Source organism: Priestia sp. JV24 (assembly GCF_025910025.1).
Lineage (GTDB): Bacteria > Bacillota > Bacilli > Bacillales > Bacillaceae_H > Priestia > Priestia megaterium.
Map to the genome: position 1 here is coordinate 235,866 of NZ_JAPCIN010000023.1, position 15,167 is coordinate 251,032.

Sequence of the window (15,167 nt, forward strand, 5' to 3'; positions counted from 1 at the left end):
CTTTATGAGTTATGAAATAGTCACCAAAACGTCGCCTTCGTTCACAAAATCCCCCACGGCTATATGGACAGTCTCTGCAATACCAGCTTGATCGCTTTCAATAGGAATTTCCATTTTCATAGATTCTAATACAACAACAACTTCTCCTTTGGCTACACTTGCACCTTGCTGAACAAACACATTAAATACCATGCCTGCCATTGTCGCTTTGATTTCACTCATTGTGGTGCTCCTCCTTTATTTAATACGGTTGATAATAACGATGTGTTATAGGTGCCTTTTTCATATAACTCTTCATTTAACAACTGCTTAAATAGAGGAATATTCGTTTTGATTCCCTCTACAACAGCTTCCGTAAAATATGATTTAGCGAGTTCAATTGCATTTGAACGCGTACGACCAGTAATGATAACTTTTGCAATCATTGGATCATAAAAAGGTGTAACCGCATTCATATCACTGTAGCCACTGTCTACGCGCGCATAGGTTCGCTCCGGCAAGTGATAACCCGTAATTTTTCCCGGAGCCGGTAAAAAAGTAAACGGATCTTCTGCATAAATTCGAAATTCAATGGCATAGTTATTTGCTGCTATTTCCTCTTGCAGACGAGGAAGCTTTTCTCCGCGCGCAGCTAAGATCTGCCACTTAACTAAATCGACCCCTGCAATTTGCTCGGTGATCGGATGCTCAACTTGCAGCCGCGTGTTCATTTCAAGAAAATAAAAATTTTCGTCTTCATCCACGATAAACTCCACCGTACCTGCATTATAATATCCGATTGCTTTAGCCGCTTGAACGGCTTGGTTTTGCATGGCTTGTCGCGTACTTTCTTTTAAAGAAAGCGCAGGGGCTTCTTCAATCACTTTCTGATTTCTTCTTTGTACGGAACAATCGCGTTCAAAAAGATGAACGACATTACCATGCTGATCTCCAAACACCTGTACTTCGATATGTTTTGCATTTGTGATAAGCTTTTCAATAAACATTCCTTCTTGACCAAAATATGCTTTTGCTCTTGCTTTTGTGGAGGCATACACTTGTTTTACTGCTTCTTCGTTATCGCAGCGCACCATCCCAATTCCGCCGCCGCCTCCGCTTGCTTTTAACATAACGGGATATCCAATTAGACTCGCTACTTTACAAGCCTCTTCAACTGACGTCACATCGCCTTCGCTGCCGGGGACAACAGGTACACCCGCTTCTTTCATCGCGGCACGAGCAGCAATTTTGTCGCCCATCATCGAAATGATTTCGGGAGAAGGACCGATAAAACAAAAACCTTCATCAATCGCTCTTTTAGCAAATGCACTATTTTCCGATAAAAATCCATACCCAGGATGAATGGCATCTACTTTTTCTTCATGACTAATTCGCAGCAATTCTTCTACATTCAAATATGACTTTTGCACAGGAGGCTCTCCAATTCGACGTGTTTTTGTAGCTGCTTGAACATAAGGAAGCTCTGCATCTGCATCGGAATAGACAGCCACCGTTTCAATGCCCATTTGTTTGCATGTATGAATAATACGAAGAGCAATTTCTCCTCGATTTGCAATCAGTATTTTTTTCACCTTTCTCTCCCCTTTCCTCAAATTTCTACTTCCCCCCATATAATTCTACAATAATTTTAAAACTCCTCTACAATTTTTGAAAACGCTTTCTATTTGAATCTCACTTTCCTTTTGCTTCCTTTCTAAAAAGTGATGCTTATAGTAATGTATTCTTCGTATTTAACTGAAAGAATTCATTTTTCCTCATGCGCATTGAATATTCGTTCACCAATCATGAAAACAGAATATTTTGTGTTTTTGTTATATAATATTAGATGAACGAACCAAGCCAGTTCGTTTGTCTAGCAAGGAGACATAACAAGGGGGATATGGGATGAATTACGAAGTGAAGCATTTAAAAATTAATTTTAAAACGCTAGAAGAGTTCAAGAAATTCAAAGAATATGGCATTCAAGAACTTTCAATGCTAGAAGAATTACATGCCAAAATTTCCGATAATGAAATAAATTCTCCGTTTTACGGTATTTATTTTGGAAATAGCTTAGTGGCTCGGATGAGTCTCTATAAGCGAAACAAACAGTACGATCAATATTTCGAGCCGCCTCAAACGTATATTGAAGTGTGGAAACTCGAAGTGCTCAGCGATTTTCAGCGCAAAGGATTGGGTCAAACGCTCGTTGAATACGCCAAATCCTTTCAATTACCTATCAAAACAAGCCCACGAGTAAAATCGAGTGATTTTTGGTCAAAAATGGGGTTCGTACCTGTAACGTATGATATCGATCGTGATTTGGGAGAAAACCCTCTTATTTGGCTACCAAACGGTGTAAGCGAACAAAAATAAACAGCTGATTTCCAGCTGTTTATTTTATATCTATGTGGTATATATGATCAACATGAAGTAGGGAGCATTCAAACTGTCGCTTTACTTTTGAACTTTTTCTAAATTTAAATTTTTATCCACTTGAAATTTCACTTTTCTACTTTTTTCATCCTCTTTTAATACAACCATTTTACGAGCCCTCTCCATAATTTCAATAAGAGCTTTATAGTCATCTTCTACAATTAACAAGTTGTTTTGCAAAGCTTTTTTTTCTTTTTCCAAAATCGTTACTTTCTCTTGTAAACGTTCAATCTTTTGCTGCAGTTCTTCATTAGCTTCGAGAAGCTCTGACGAGTGCCTTTGCCCTTGATCTACATTTTCTAAATATTTAATTACCTCATTAAGCGAAATATGTTTCTCTGCTTCCATATATGATAAGCGTGCAGGCTGCTCGTCATCTTTTGAAACAGTTCTTGCTTTTAATTCTTTTCTCTGTTTTTTCGCAAGATCAATACCAGTCTTGTATTGTTTGCGCACAAAAGAATTCCAGCGGAAGCCACAAGCTGCTGATGTTCGTGTAAGTTTCTTCCCCACTTCTTCAAATGCAGCTAGCTGAGTGCCACCTTCACGTATATGACGCAGTACAATTTCTGCGAGTAATAAATCTTCATCATGAGTCCATGCATCTTGACGAGAAGAAGTCATTTTTCTATCCCTCCTTATCCGTACTTATTAAATGAATATGCACCTACTAGATAAGATAGACTATTGTTCCTCTTCTCAATCAAGAAAATCTTTCATATACTTTGAAGCAAAATGGGAAACCCGTGATTCTTTCATCTTTCGCTTATTCACTATATTGCTATGGAAATGCAGTTCATAACTATGTTTTTTTAACGATGACCTTTTGAACCGCTTCTTCATGCTCAGGCGACTCCCACAATATCGAACAGCGATGAATTTCTTGTTCCATCCGATTCCAAACCCGGCTTTGCTCCCATTTCTCAATAGCGATTTCTTTGTAAGCTTGCAATACCTGGGTCGGTTTATGAGTGATAGGCGCTAACCACTCCTCACACCTCATAGTTAGCTCTTTAAACGACGTGACATAGGAAAGAAATCCAATTTGCTTTGCTCGTTCTACTCCATACAGCTGAGCACTGTAGATCATTTCCATCGCCTCTTGATAACGCAGCTTTTCAAGAAGAATGGTTCCTCCTCCCCAGCCTGTTGTAATTCCTAAATTCCCTTGAATAAAGCCCATTTCGCTATGTGTTGCACTTATACGGAAGTCACATGCAATCGCAAGCTCACATCCTCCTCCAACCGATGTTCCATTCAAAAGAGCAACTGTTGGTTTTGGGAGTGTTAAAATCTCATAAAGAATTTTCCCCATTTTCGTTAACATTTGAGACGCCTCTTTCGAAGTCTTTAGCTCATGAAATACGCTTAAATCTCCTCCGCTGCAAAATGCGTCTGAACCAGCACCTGTAATTACAAAAGCTTTTACTAACTGATCATGTTTCACATAATCTACAGCTTGCTGCAGTTCATTCATAACATCATAATCAATAGCATTACGCTTTTCAGGACGATTAATCACAAACGTAGCAATACCTTGGCTTGTAGTAAACAGCTCGCTTTTTTTCATGCTTTTTCCTCCTTATAGAAAAGATATAAATCCTTTTACAACAGTAATTGTTTATTTAAAAAGAGTTCTTGTTCTATAAAAAAAATCCTTCTCTTCCAAAGGACAGAGAAGGAAAAAAGGCAAAAAAAAATAAAAGACCCTTAAGAGGGTCTTTTATTTAAATAAGCAATTATTTGCTTACTACGTCATTTCCTTTGTAAGTACCACAAGCTTTACATACGCGGTGTGATAGTTTCATTTCACCACAATTTGGGCACTCTACCATACCAGGAACTTGTAATTTAAAGTGCGTACGACGCGTTCTTTTCTTCATTTTAGATGTTCTTCTAAAAGGTACAGCCATTATTCCCACCTCCTTAAAAGAATTTTAAAATCATATGAAGGCCCGAAAGCCGGATCTTCGCATTTTTATTTCTTTTTGTCTTTAAAGAAATTTTCGAGTACGGCTAAGCGGGGATCTACTTTTTCCTGCTTTTCTTCTTCGGTAACAACTTCCCAGTCTTTTCCTGACTGTGGAGCTGCTCCTGCCGCTTGCTGATTTTCACTAAATACCTGCAGAGGAATTTCAACAATAATTAACTCTTGAATCAAAGGTTGTAAATCAACCGTTTCTCCCTCTACAATGCGTACTTCAGCATCTTCTTCATAATCAGCATTCACATTCAATAAAAACGTTTCAGTTGCGTTAATTTCAAACGGATACGGAACGTCAACTAATGTACGAGCACAAGGCAACGTCATTTTTCCTGAAATTTTAAGGTGAAACGTTACTTTCGAAGAACTAATGTCGGCTCTTCCTTTCACGTTTACATCTGACATTCTACGAATTTGAGGATCAGCATTCATAAACTCTTTGCCGTCAATCACTTCGTCAAATGTTAGACCTTTATTTTGCAACTGATACAATTGATGTATTGTCCATTTCATTGTTAATCACCTCAAGGCAACAAAGGTTATTATAGCTTTCACAAGATTATTTGTCAATATTTTTTCTTTACACTATAATGTACTTAAATATGCTTTTTTGTAAAAATTTCTTACTTTCATAAAAAAATGTTTTTAAAACAAAGAGCTAGACTAAAAATAATAAATTAAAAGGAGACATTATGCAAGCAGTTGGAATAATTGTCGAATATAATCCTTTTCATAACGGACACGCTTATCATTTGCAGCAAGCGAAACAACAAACCGGAGCAGATTGTGTGATTGCTGTGATGAGCGGGCACTTTTTGCAGCGCGGAGAGCCTGCTCTTGTATCAAAATGGTCCCGCACAAGAATGGCTTTAGCCGCTGGTGCAGACTTAGTCGTTGAATTACCCTATGCTTTTTCTACTCAGAAAGCTGAAACATTCGCAAGCGGCGCTATTTCTATTTTAGAATCCCTTCGCGCTGACTTTATATGCTTTGGCAGCGAAAATGGCAATATTGACTCATTTACCCGCACCGCTGATTTGCTCGAAGCTCATGAATCAGAACTATCCGCTTTAATTCAACAAGAGATGAAAAAAGGGAACAGTTATCCAAAAGCAGCTTCCAATGCTTTCTTACAGCTTTTCACGAAGGCTCCTATTGATCTATCTCAGCCAAATAATGTGCTTGGAATGAGCTATGTAGCTGCCATCAAAAAACAGCATGCATCTATTAAACCATATACAATCACTCGAATTCAATCACATTATCACGATGATTCCCTGTCTTCCTCTTTTATTTCAAGTGCTACAAGCATACGTAAAGCTATTTTTGACAGCAGCAGCCATGGGGACCTGAGCAAGCACATGCCAGTTAGTACGGCAAATGAATTAACAGCTTACAAGCAAGCACACGGACAGTTTCATCATTGGGAGCATTATTTCCCATTTTTGAAATACAAATTATTAACTACTCCGCTTTATGACTTACAGCGTATTTATGAAATAGAAGAAGGTATTGAACATCGGCTCCTATCTTATATTTCTTCAGCTACTTCATTTGAAGATTTTTTAACAAATGTTAAAACGAAGCGATATACGAGAACCCGTTTACAGCGCATGTGCGTTCACCTTTTAACCAATACAACAAAAAGTGAGATGCAACAAGCTGATCCTTATATTCGCTTATTGGGAATGTCAAAGACAGGACAAGGCTATTTAAAAACGATTAAGAAAAAGCTGTCCCTTCCTATTGTATCCACTGTATCGCAATGTAAACTAAAAGAAATTGATACCGATATTAAAGCGACACATGTTTATAGTATGCCGTTTCAAGAGCCTCTGCGCTCTCAATTTATGAAACAAGAATACACGCAGCCTCCTATCATTTGGCCATAAAAAAATCGTCTGCAAGAGACGATTTTTTATGGTTTCAGCTTTTCCAAATACGTTACGGCGTCCGAAAATGAATCTACGGGTACAATTTTCATATCACTGTCTATTTTTTTAGCTGTCTTCACTGCTTCTCGGTAGTTAGAGCCCGCAGCCCCTTTTTCATTTGGTGCAAAGAAAATCTCTGCTCCTTCTTTATCTGCGGCTACAATTTTTTGCGAAATACCTCCGATTGGTCCTACCTCTCCTTTATCATTGATAGTCCCTGTACCTGCAACGCGATGGCCTTTTGTCATGTCCTCTTTAACAAGCTGATTATAAATTTCAAGCGAGAACATCAGTCCAGCTGAAGGCCCTCCTATTTTTTCAGTATCAATATGTATATCGGGCTTAACTTTTAGTTCTTGGTTCGTTTCTAAGGCAATTCCTAGGCCTACTCGTTTCGGCTCGTCAGGGAATGCTTTAACTTTTAGAGTATGTTTGCTTTCTTTGCCATCTCTTTTTACATAAATTGATACTGAATCTCCTGCTTTTTTAGTCGATACGTAGTTGATTAAGTCCTCAGCAGTTTGAATTTTTTTCCCGTCTACTTTCGTCACTACGTCTCCAACATGAAGTTTTCCATGTGCAGGCATATTTTCTACGACATATGTAACATATACGCCTTTATTGAGATAGGAAACGCTCTTTCCAGCTGCTTCGTATGCTACTGAAATAGCAGCATTTTTTGACGTATCCATCATATGTAATTGCCTTGTCGAGTAATCTTCATCGCTTTCACCTTGCTGCAAAATTTGCTTTGTAGGGAAAATTTCATGAAAGTCCTGTATTTTCGCAAGACCATATGAAAGAGGAGTTGCTCTGCCCATTCTTACAGTTGTCAGCATAAACGTCCCTTTTTCATGGTATCCATCTTCTACCTTAATAATAGGCGCAAGTTCTTCTGCCATTCCAGGCTTTGTAATGTAGTACGGCAAAGGATAAAAACAAAGCATTGCCACCACTGCAATAACAGCCAAATATGCCAAAATTCTAATTCTAGATTTCACTTTTTCTGTTCTCCTTCCAATGATCAATTGCTTGCAGGATAGAAGGCAACTGCTCATGTGCTGCTTGTTCACCAATTGAAATCATTTCTTGAATGTTTGTAAACGCTCTGGAACTAAAAGTATCGAGATTAGGACGAATCATAATGTCTGAAGCAATGGTCCGATGAGCTACTAGCTCATCTTGCAAAATATCTAAACTTTGCATAATGACATCAAAAATAGAGCTGATTTCTGCATTCACTTTCGCTTTTGATACATCGACTCCAATGACAATATCAGATCCCATTTCTTTTACAACCGATACAGGAATACGGTCCACTACCCCGCCGTCTACAAGCAATCGTCCATCAATTACTTCGGGAGCAAAGATTCCTGGAATTGAAATACTTGCTCTCACCGCTTCAGCGATAGGTCCTTTTTTAAACACCACTTTCTCTCCTGTTTTCAAATCTGTCGCTACAATGGCAAACGGTACAGATAGCTGTTCAATGGTTCTATTCTGCGTAAAGGTGCGAACCAACGATTTTACTCTGTTTCCCGTAATAAATCCCATTTTAGGCACGGTAAAATCCAAATAATACTTTCGTTTGAACGTTAGCGCCATTTTATAAAGAGTTGCCAGTTCAATACCTGACGCATATAGTGCACCAACTAAAGCTCCCATGCTGCTGCCAGCTAGAAAATCAATAGGAATGTTATTTTCTGTTAGCGTTTTGATTACTCCTAAATGTGCAAAACCTCTAGCTCCACCTGAGCCTAACGCAACTCCTATTTTTGGGCTTTCCACTTTACCTGCCCCCTCGTTTTACCTTATAGACTTCTAAAAATGTAAAAACATTTGATGAGCTTCTCTATCATTGTTGCCCTGTATTCGGTAGGACTATTCTTCATTTTCTATTTGTTCATTTAGTATGAAGCTAAAGATATGTTTTGCTCAATACACGGTGGTTATTAAGCATTATACTATACTGAAGGTTGTTTTAAGAAATTCTTACTCTTCGCTTGCTGCATATACGTTTTTTTACTCCTTGACTATCCTAGGAGTGCATTGATTTATGTATATGAATTGTATTTCCAAATGTGACAAGACGCCTTTTTATTCAATATGAATTTATTTTCTCCTTACTCATAGGCATAAAGTCGATGCATAGCTTCGTATATTGATATATAGAAGAACTTGTACATTCGCCTAAAACTCCTCATTTCATTCATATCAAGATGACGTGAGCTTAGAAAAGGAGATGAATCGTTCGTTGAATAAATCAATGGTGAAAACACTTCTGCTCGGGACGAGCGTAACGCTTCTCGCTATTGCGCTTATTGTATATCCAAAAGAAGCGCTAGAAGGTTCAGTAAGAGGTCTCAACACATGGTGGAAGGTCGTCTTTCCTTCTCTGCTGCCCTTTTTTATTGTTTCAGAAATGCTTATTGGGTTTGGCGTAGTGAAGTTCATTGGGATCTTATTAGAGCCGTTTATGAGGCCTTTATTCCGAGTACCTGGAGTAGGGGGTTTTGCTTTAGCAATGGGCATGGCTTCTGGGTTTCCTTCAGGTGCAAAAATCACTTCCCGGCTGCGTCAAGAAAAGCAGCTAACAGCTATCGAAGCTGAAAGACTCGTATCATTTACTAACTCATCTAACCCTATTTTTATTTTTGGAGCTGTGGCAGTTGGCTTTTTCCACAATCCAGCTGTCGGTATCATATTAGCTCTCTCACATTACATAGGGAATATTTGTGTAGGATTGGTGATGCGGTTTTATGGATCAGCAAAACCGAAAGGACAAGTAACTCAAAAACCTTCTTTATCGTTAGCTTTTCATGAAATGCATAAAACGCGTTTAAAAGATAAGCGTCCTATCGGGAAGCTTCTAGGAGATGCGGTTACTTCTGCTGTTCAATCTCTCTTAATGATTGGCGGTTTTATCATTTTATTTTCTGTATTAAACAAACTTTTATATGTTACTCATATCACGGCCGTTTTAAGCAGCGGTCTAGCTTATTTATTTTCCCTGTGTCATATAGGGCCTGAACTGAGCCTTCCCTTTATTTCAGGGCTTTTTGAAATCACACTAGGAAGCCGTCTAGCAAGTGAAGCACCAGACACGCTGCTGTTTCATCAAATTATCATCGTTAGTTTTGTATTAGGCTTCAGCGGTTTCTCCGTTCAAGCACAAGTGGCTAGCATACTCGCCGAAACAGATATTCGATTTTTCCCGTTTTTTATTGCACGCATTTTTCACGGCTGTTTTGCGGTAGTATTCACTATCTTTCTATGGGGTCCTCTTCGAGAATCCATTACTACTTTTCAAGCATCTGAAGGAGCACTGCCGGTTTTTTCTCACTTGGAGTCCGTTACGATTCTATCGCAGTGGCTAAACGTGTACGGTCCGCTCTTAACGATTTTTACGCTGTGCTGCTATATTTATATATATTCAAAACGAACGTTTCTTCATCGTTCCCAGTAAAAAAAGAACGCGACGTTTTCTTATCGGCAAAGAAAACGTCACGTTCTTTTTTATCTTATTTTTGAGACAGCTGTTCAAATTTTTCCGCAAGCGCTTCTCTAACAGGGGGAGGAACTAATTCAGAAATATTCCCCCCATATTTAGCTACTTCTTTTACAATACTAGAACTTAAAAACGAGTATTGATTATTTGTCATCATAAATAACGTTTCGATTTCTTTATCTAATACGCGATTTACAGATGTAATTTGCATTTCGTACTCAAAATCCGATACTGCACGTAAACCTCTTAAAATGGTCTTTGCCTGCTTTTCTTTTGCATATTCCATTAATAATCCGCTGTACGACTCTACTACCACATTAGGAAGTGATTTTGTTACTTCTTTCAGCAAAGCTACTCGCTCTTCCCCTGTAAATAGAGGACTTTTTGAAGAATTATTTAAAACAACCACATAAATCGTATCAAATACATTTGCGCCTCGTTTAATAATATCAAAATGTCCATTTGTAACTGGATCAAAGCTTCCTGGACAAACAGCTATACTGCCCATACGTATCCCCTTTCTACATCTAACAGCTCATTGATTTAGTCAACTGATTCTTCTTTTTTGTATGTATAAATAGAAACACCAATGATACCGTACGTTTCGCTTTTTATTTTTTCAAATAAACCAATCTCATCATCTAACTGTACATCATGAGAATGCTCCGCTACAATAATTCCTGTTTTTGCTAGAAGATTTTCTTCACTTACCGTTTCGATAAGCGCTTTCAACTTTTGTGCTTTATACGGTGGATCAAGCAAAAGTAAATCGACAGTCAGCTCCCTTTTCTTTATCGCTTTCAGTGCACGTTCTGCATCATTTCGATACACTTCAGCGCGGTCTTCTAACCGGCAAGATGCTAAGTTTGCTTTAATCGTCTGAATCGCTTTGCCATCCCGATCCACAAAAATGACTTTATCTATTCCTCGGCTTAGAGCTTCAATTCCCAAGCCACCGCTTCCACCGAACAAATCAAGAGCTGTTCCACCTTCAAAAAACGGTCCAATCATATTAAAAATAGCTTCTTTCACCTTATCTGTTGTAGGGCGGGTTGAGTATCCTGGAACCGCCTTTAACGCATGGCCTTTATATAAACCTGCTACTACTCTCATCCTTATCACTACCTTACTTTTACTTCCTTATTCTTCATTATCCTAACATATTTTGAATTACAAAGACTAGCAAAAATCCTCAATTTATTCAATGCTGTATACATTCTATGCAGTAACCAGCAGCTTGCTTTTATGCTGGACTTTTACGGCCGTGTCCTTAGATACACTGATTCTTTTCTAAAAGATACACCTATGAAGATCATTCGGCATTTCGTTCATAGAAGAATTCCTTTACTTTAATATGTCATAACAAACGTAAATTTACCCTTTTTCTCTGTTATGTTATCAGTCTTTTATGTATTAAAAAGTGAATTTCACAAGACAGGTATATGAACGTTTAAAACGGACATACTGACTAGTAACAACATCATCTAACCGATGTTGTTGCCAACCGCGGAGAAGACTTACGTTTCCCCATAAGTTCTTCCTCCGGTTTCTCCTCTCCCTTTGCCTTCATCAAGGTGCATGTAATCGCAGAGGTGATTATACCCCTTTATTGAAGGGCCCTACAATGAGTAGTTGTAGGGGTTTTTTTATTTACTCTTAAAATATTCAGTGATACATTAAACTACGTGAGTTTGCTTTTTTAATACATAAAGGGGGAAATACATATGATTCAGCGTTTTATTGAGCTCGGAGAAGGGTATTCAGATATTTATGAGCTGTTAGAGATTGTCAAAAGCAACAAACACCGTCTTGCTCATCTTATTATGCTGCGAACAGTAAAAGAAGATCGACAAGTAGCTTCTTTTGTCGCTGTCTTGCACCCAACAGCTGAAGGGAATTTCCAACCGCTTTACGTTTGCCGAGAAGGAATTGTTTTAAAACAAAACGACAGCAAGCGCGTTGAGTTATTTAAACGAGCTGCTGAGGAAGCGGGAAAAGAAATTGTGGTACTCGATGTCAAACCATCTACTACATTTCCAGAAGCAGCACTCTACTATCAGCACCTTATTGGCATTTTGCGAATGAACCGCTTTATTCCGCCAATGCAATAATCTCATCTGATCCCTGCCTATTCGTTTACGAAGGGCAAGTAAAATAAAAAAAGGAATGTAAATAACATTCCTTTTTTGTTTAAATTCCTATCTTATAGTCATATTCCTTCGCCTTATCCGGCTTTGAATTTTCGAATTCTGTTTTTAAAAACGGCCGATAAGAAGGATCTACTTTCTTCACAAAAGGTAGAGACTGAAGTTTATGGATTGTTTTTTCAATGCCATCTTGGTTGCAATATAAGACAACATACTTTAATTCTTTAGATACGTAATGTACATTTCCGTACTTTCGCAATGCTTTTGCTTGCTTAACAGAATGCACATACGCCACAATTCCTTGACGTTCAACAAACATATTTAGTTCCCCTTTTGCATACGTTATATTGGTTTTCTTTATCATAAATTCTTTTATATGAAGTAGGTGCTTTATGTATGAATTTAGATGATATCTGGATGCTCTTTCTTACTCATTTTAACGAGCAGAGAGCTATTGAACAAGTCATTTTCAAAAAAATCACAAATATACCCTTTTTGTATATAAACACATCAATTAAGCGTAGAAAAATAGATGAGCTTCTAGAAGCTTCATCTATTTTTGCTACATCCAATACAAATGCTACGTGGCGCTCAACTTTTGTCAGAAGTCAGCATCTTACTTATGTTTATCAGCATAGGTTTTACGTTCCACAGCGTAAAATGGCCTGCTGCGGAAATTCCTGTGCTGATTGCGTTCGATTTATACAGTGAACGGCTTATGCGCTGCACCCACAGCTTCCACCAGATCCGCAGCCACCGCCGCAGCTGCTTCCCGTATCAAAAAACGGATTTCCCGTTGGTACTTTCACATGCTCTGAAACAGCTTGACCAAGGATAACGCTAATTTCATCAAGCAGCTTTTGTAATTCACTTTCTGCTTTTTTGAACGCAGCGATTGTCGCGTGTAAATCAACTTGACGCTTTACATCACGTACTTGTCTCGTAATGGTTTTATAATCAGGATGATATTTTCCAAATCGCTGAACATCCTCATACTGTTCCTTTATTTTCACAAATTCAGCAATTAATGCCTGTGCATGTGAATCTTTATTTAATCTATATAAACATTGACGATAGTTCTCGGCTACGTCTGATTGTAGCACCATGTTCGCTACGTGATCAGACTCATCGAGTAATTCAACAGTTCTCATTGTTGTCAGCATGGCTGTGCACCTCCGTTTTTATCTTATCACGTTTTGGAGCTAAAGAAAAAGAACTTGCTAAAACAGCTTACACTGATTTACTACAAGTTCTACTTTTTAACTATATAATTTCAACCGTAAAGGTATTCCTCACTTGATAACTTTCTTCTTTAGATTTCATCAGTTCAATTGTAACAGTATGAGATCCTTTTGGAAGATCACTTAAAACAAAGGCTGCTTGCTTCATTTCTTTAAATGGTTTTCCATCTACTGTAATTTGAAGGAATCCACTCTCTGTTGAAAATGAAAACCCGTTTAGAATACATTCGACGTATACATTCTGTCCTTTCACATGCTGGTGTACCATCAGTGAAGGTTTTGTATTCATTGTACCAAACGTTTCAGCTGCCCGCGGTTGAGAGGAAATTTTAGTTTCAGGTTTTGGTTTATCATGGTTGCATCCTAGCAGAGAAACTACACATAAGGCCGTCGTTAATAGTAAGCGCATAATACCATTCCTTTATCATTCGTTTCTCCATAGTGTTTACAAACTCTTTGTTTTTACTCATGACGTGCAAAAATCTCTGCATCGCTATGTATGCAGAGATCATTGATTTTTCATGGACTGAAACATATGAAACATCATGTTTGCCATTTGAATCGAATTCGAAAACTTTTCGACTTTATGAGGAATCGTTTGTTTGTAGTAGTGCTTAGATTCTAATTCAAATTTCTCCAGTTCTTCAGGATTTCTAGATAAACGCCGGTACCACATTGGCTGTTCACGAACGAAGTCGTTGAGTTTAGGACGAGACTGCATATACTCGTATATATCTTTTCTCATTGCGTTTAATCTTTCCTAAAGCCAAATGGATTCCCTGGCCCGGAAGCTGCTCCTCCACCGGATGGCTTAGATGGCTGAAATTGCTGCAGTACTTGTTGAATATTGGAAATAGCTGAATTTACATTTGTGATATGATTTTGCATTTGATTCAAGTCCATGTTTTTCAGCGAGGATACGATTGTACCCATGATATCTTTTTTCTCCTCTGTTGCAGCAGTTGGTTCAGCCTTTGCACTTTCTTCTGAACGATATGCCTCCCACATTGGATCTTCTGCACCGAATAAATACCAATCTTCATAAAGCTCTTTCCACGTTTTTTGCTGCTTTCGAACCTGTTCTACTAATTTGGGATGTGATTTTACAAATTGTTTAAATTCCACAACGGACGGATGAAGCTCTCGTTTGGTTTCCTTCACAGTCACTCACCTCATACTTAAATATAGCCTACTATATCTTAGAAAAAGAGAGCTTGTTTCGTGCGCCTATTTCAAAAATTTTTTATAGCTGTTTTTTTGAAGAAGCACGAACTGTGAACCAGTATGTAATGAAAATAGATAAAATGCTTAGCCAAAATGTAAAATAACCAATTTCAGACATATACGCATTGAGCATGCTGTATCTTGGCATCATAGAAAAAACGTAATCAATGATATCATTATGTACAGCCCATACAGCGGCAACAGCTACATGCCATAATTTAATGCGGTAAAACGGTACGTACAAAAGCCCTTGAAAAGCCATTGCTGCATGAGAAGCCATTAACATAAGCATCATCCAATCAATGTATCCTGTTAACACATAGACCAATACATTCATTACGACGGCCCAAATCCCGTATTTAAACAGCGTGATCATGGCTAAAGCTTCAAACAGTGAAAAATGCTTTCCAAGTAAAAGACCGATAAGTACAATAACAAAAAACAAGCTTGCCGTTGGACTATCAGGCACAAATAATAAAAACTTCTTAGGTGTTTCCGCTAATTGACTTCCATACCAAATATATCCGTAGATTGTTCCTAGTATATTCACAATCAGCAAAAGCGTTAAAAAACGCTTATCTTTTAAGGTATACCATAACCAAGCCATTTAGAAAGTCTCCTTTACATTTAATCTCTTCTTTATTATGTACAGTTTTTGAACAATAGCAAGCACCTATCTCATTGATGTAAAACACAGCATTAAATAAATTCAAA

General features: G+C 38.0%; 21 protein-coding genes. 5 read left to right on the forward strand and 16 right to left on the reverse strand.

Annotation, left to right across the window (positions count from 1 at the left end; genetic code table 11):
* Positions 1-9: 9 nt before the first annotated feature.
* Together OK414_RS22400 and OK414_RS22405 are read right to left on the reverse strand one after the other, a co-directional pair.
* Positions 10-222, reverse strand: coding sequence for a biotin/lipoyl-containing protein (locus OK414_RS22400; protein ID WP_013058971.1), 213 nt, complete (start codon positions 220-222; stop codon positions 10-12).
* Positions 219-1,571 carry an acetyl/propionyl/methylcrotonyl-CoA carboxylase subunit alpha gene (locus OK414_RS22405; protein ID WP_205661914.1) on the reverse strand — a complete coding sequence of 451 codons (1,353 nt, stop codon included), beginning with the start codon at positions 1,569-1,571 and terminating at the stop codon, positions 219-221. Before OK414_RS22405 ends, OK414_RS22400 begins: the two co-directional genes overlap by 4 nt.
* A gap of 313 nt (positions 1,572-1,884) precedes the next feature.
* Between OK414_RS22405 and OK414_RS22410 the strand changes: the two genes are divergently transcribed.
* A complete protein-coding gene (locus tag OK414_RS22410; protein ID WP_013058973.1) occupies positions 1,885-2,355 on the forward strand; it encodes an N-acetyltransferase in 471 nt (156 codons plus the stop codon).
* An 81-nt stretch (positions 2,356-2,436) separates the two neighbouring features.
* Here the strand turns inward: OK414_RS22410 and OK414_RS22415 are convergent, their stop codons facing one another.
* The 4 genes from OK414_RS22415 to OK414_RS22430 all read right to left on the reverse strand — a co-directional run bounded on the left by OK414_RS22415 (position 2,437) and on the right by OK414_RS22430 (position 4,912).
* On the reverse strand, positions 2,437-3,039 hold the full coding sequence (locus OK414_RS22415) for an RsfA family transcriptional regulator (protein ID WP_013058974.1): 603 nt from the start codon (positions 3,037-3,039) through the stop codon (positions 2,437-2,439).
* A 178-nt stretch (positions 3,040-3,217) separates the two neighbouring features.
* A complete protein-coding gene (locus tag OK414_RS22420) occupies positions 3,218-3,985 on the reverse strand; it encodes an enoyl-CoA hydratase/isomerase family protein (RefSeq protein ID WP_013084864.1) in 768 nt (255 codons plus the stop codon).
* Between the two features lie 169 nt (positions 3,986-4,154).
* Positions 4,155-4,328 (reverse strand): 50S ribosomal protein L32, encoded by a 174-nt coding sequence (gene rpmF, locus OK414_RS22425; RefSeq protein WP_013058976.1) that lies wholly within the window; start codon positions 4,326-4,328, stop codon positions 4,155-4,157.
* Positions 4,329-4,393: 65 nt separating this feature from the next.
* On the reverse strand, positions 4,394-4,912 hold the full coding sequence (locus tag OK414_RS22430; RefSeq protein ID WP_013084865.1) for a YceD family protein: 519 nt from the start codon (positions 4,910-4,912) through the stop codon (positions 4,394-4,396).
* 179 nt (positions 4,913-5,091) lie between these two features.
* Between OK414_RS22430 and OK414_RS22435 the strand changes: the two genes are divergently transcribed.
* Positions 5,092-6,291, forward strand: coding sequence for a nucleotidyltransferase (locus OK414_RS22435; RefSeq protein WP_016765452.1), 1,200 nt, complete (start codon positions 5,092-5,094; stop codon positions 6,289-6,291).
* Positions 6,292-6,317: 26 nt separating this feature from the next.
* Here the strand turns inward: OK414_RS22435 and OK414_RS22440 are convergent, their stop codons facing one another.
* Complete coding sequence (locus OK414_RS22440) at positions 6,318-7,334, reverse strand: SepM family pheromone-processing serine protease (RefSeq protein ID WP_317620586.1); 1,017 nt, start codon at positions 7,332-7,334, stop codon at positions 6,318-6,320.
* Positions 7,324-8,121, reverse strand: coding sequence for a patatin-like phospholipase family protein (locus OK414_RS22445; protein ID WP_047930807.1), 798 nt, complete (start codon positions 8,119-8,121; stop codon positions 7,324-7,326). Before OK414_RS22445 ends, OK414_RS22440 begins: the two co-directional genes overlap by 11 nt.
* 466 nt (positions 8,122-8,587) lie before the next feature.
* Here OK414_RS22445 and ylbJ point away from each other — a divergent pair, with 466 nt between their 5' ends.
* The gene (gene ylbJ, locus OK414_RS22450; protein WP_034649115.1) at positions 8,588-9,799 is read left to right on the forward strand and encodes a sporulation integral membrane protein YlbJ; all 1,212 of its coding nucleotides are present in this window, start codon (positions 8,588-8,590) and stop codon (positions 9,797-9,799) included.
* Between the two features lie 55 nt (positions 9,800-9,854).
* Here ylbJ and coaD read toward each other — a convergent pair whose 3' ends face one another.
* Together coaD and rsmD are read right to left on the reverse strand one after the other, a co-directional pair.
* Complete coding sequence (gene coaD, locus OK414_RS22455) at positions 9,855-10,349, reverse strand: pantetheine-phosphate adenylyltransferase (protein WP_013058982.1); 495 nt, start codon at positions 10,347-10,349, stop codon at positions 9,855-9,857.
* 35 nt (positions 10,350-10,384) lie between these two features.
* On the reverse strand, positions 10,385-10,954 hold the full coding sequence (gene rsmD / locus OK414_RS22460; protein WP_034649113.1) for a 16S rRNA (guanine(966)-N(2))-methyltransferase RsmD: 570 nt from the start codon (positions 10,952-10,954) through the stop codon (positions 10,385-10,387).
* Positions 10,955-11,565: 611 nt separating this feature from the next.
* On the opposite strand from rsmD, the gene OK414_RS22465 reads away from it, so the two are divergent.
* Positions 11,566-11,952, forward strand: coding sequence for a methylthioribose kinase (locus OK414_RS22465; RefSeq protein WP_263045070.1), 387 nt, complete (start codon positions 11,566-11,568; stop codon positions 11,950-11,952).
* Positions 11,953-12,031: 79 nt separating this feature from the next.
* On the opposite strand, the gene OK414_RS22470 is transcribed toward OK414_RS22465, so the two are convergent.
* Complete coding sequence (locus OK414_RS22470) at positions 12,032-12,307, reverse strand: YlbG family protein (RefSeq protein WP_013058985.1); 276 nt, start codon at positions 12,305-12,307, stop codon at positions 12,032-12,034.
* Positions 12,308-12,384: 77 nt separating this feature from the next.
* On the opposite strand from OK414_RS22470, the gene OK414_RS22475 reads away from it, so the two are divergent.
* Positions 12,385-12,699, forward strand: a complete 315-nt coding sequence (locus OK414_RS22475; RefSeq protein WP_016765456.1) for a hypothetical protein — start codon at positions 12,385-12,387, stop codon at positions 12,697-12,699.
* A 5-nt stretch (positions 12,700-12,704) separates the two neighbouring features.
* Here the strand turns inward: OK414_RS22475 and OK414_RS22480 are convergent, their stop codons facing one another.
* From OK414_RS22480 to OK414_RS22500, 5 genes are all read right to left on the reverse strand, one after another.
* Entirely contained in the window at positions 12,705-13,151 is a 447-nt protein-coding gene (locus OK414_RS22480; RefSeq protein ID WP_016765457.1) for a YlbF family regulator, read from the reverse strand.
* A 100-nt stretch (positions 13,152-13,251) separates the two neighbouring features.
* A complete protein-coding gene (locus OK414_RS22485) occupies positions 13,252-13,638 on the reverse strand; it encodes a hypothetical protein (RefSeq protein ID WP_016765458.1) in 387 nt (128 codons plus the stop codon).
* 99 nt (positions 13,639-13,737) lie between these two features.
* Positions 13,738-13,974, reverse strand: coding sequence for a YlbE-like family protein (locus OK414_RS22490; protein WP_013058988.1), 237 nt, complete (start codon positions 13,972-13,974; stop codon positions 13,738-13,740).
* A 5-nt stretch (positions 13,975-13,979) separates the two neighbouring features.
* On the reverse strand, positions 13,980-14,390 hold the full coding sequence (locus OK414_RS22495; protein WP_034649107.1) for a YlbD family protein: 411 nt from the start codon (positions 14,388-14,390) through the stop codon (positions 13,980-13,982).
* Between the two features lie 82 nt (positions 14,391-14,472).
* Positions 14,473-15,060: a DUF1405 domain-containing protein gene (locus OK414_RS22500; protein ID WP_013058990.1), complete on the reverse strand. Its 588-nt coding sequence runs from the start codon at positions 15,058-15,060 to the stop codon at positions 14,473-14,475.
* Between the last annotated feature and the right edge of the window lie 107 nt (positions 15,061-15,167).

Coding starts and splice junctions, on each gene's coding strand:
- OK414_RS22400 (WP_013058971.1), bottom strand. CDS start 222: ATGAGTGAAATCAAAGCGACAATGGCAGGCATGGTATTTAATGTGTTT.
- OK414_RS22410 (WP_013058973.1), top strand. CDS start 1,885: ATGAATTACGAAGTGAAGCATTTAAAAATTAATTTTAAAACGCTAGAA.
- OK414_RS22415 (WP_013058974.1), bottom strand. CDS start 3,039: ATGACTTCTTCTCGTCAAGATGCATGGACTCATGATGAAGATTTATTA.
- OK414_RS22420 (WP_013084864.1), bottom strand. CDS start 3,985: ATGAAAAAAAGCGAGCTGTTTACTACAAGCCAAGGTATTGCTACGTTT.
- rpmF (WP_013058976.1), bottom strand. CDS start 4,328: ATGGCTGTACCTTTTAGAAGAACATCTAAAATGAAGAAAAGAACGCGT.
- OK414_RS22430 (WP_013084865.1), bottom strand. CDS start 4,912: ATGAAATGGACAATACATCAATTGTATCAGTTGCAAAATAAAGGTCTA.
- OK414_RS22435 (WP_016765452.1), top strand. CDS start 5,092: ATGCAAGCAGTTGGAATAATTGTCGAATATAATCCTTTTCATAACGGA.
- coaD (WP_013058982.1), bottom strand. CDS start 10,349: ATGGGCAGTATAGCTGTTTGTCCAGGAAGCTTTGATCCAGTTACAAAT.
- rsmD (WP_034649113.1), bottom strand. CDS start 10,954: ATGAGAGTAGTAGCAGGTTTATATAAAGGCCATGCGTTAAAGGCGGTT.
- OK414_RS22465 (WP_263045070.1), top strand. CDS start 11,566: ATGATTCAGCGTTTTATTGAGCTCGGAGAAGGGTATTCAGATATTTAT.
- OK414_RS22470 (WP_013058985.1), bottom strand. CDS start 12,307: ATGTTTGTTGAACGTCAAGGAATTGTGGCGTATGTGCATTCTGTTAAG.
- OK414_RS22475 (WP_016765456.1), top strand. CDS start 12,385: ATGAATTTAGATGATATCTGGATGCTCTTTCTTACTCATTTTAACGAG.
- OK414_RS22480 (WP_016765457.1), bottom strand. CDS start 13,151: ATGCTGACAACAATGAGAACTGTTGAATTACTCGATGAGTCTGATCAC.
- OK414_RS22485 (WP_016765458.1), bottom strand. CDS start 13,638: ATGCGCTTACTATTAACGACGGCCTTATGTGTAGTTTCTCTGCTAGGA.
- OK414_RS22490 (WP_013058988.1), bottom strand. CDS start 13,974: ATGAGAAAAGATATATACGAGTATATGCAGTCTCGTCCTAAACTCAAC.
- OK414_RS22500 (WP_013058990.1), bottom strand. CDS start 15,060: ATGGCTTGGTTATGGTATACCTTAAAAGATAAGCGTTTTTTAACGCTT.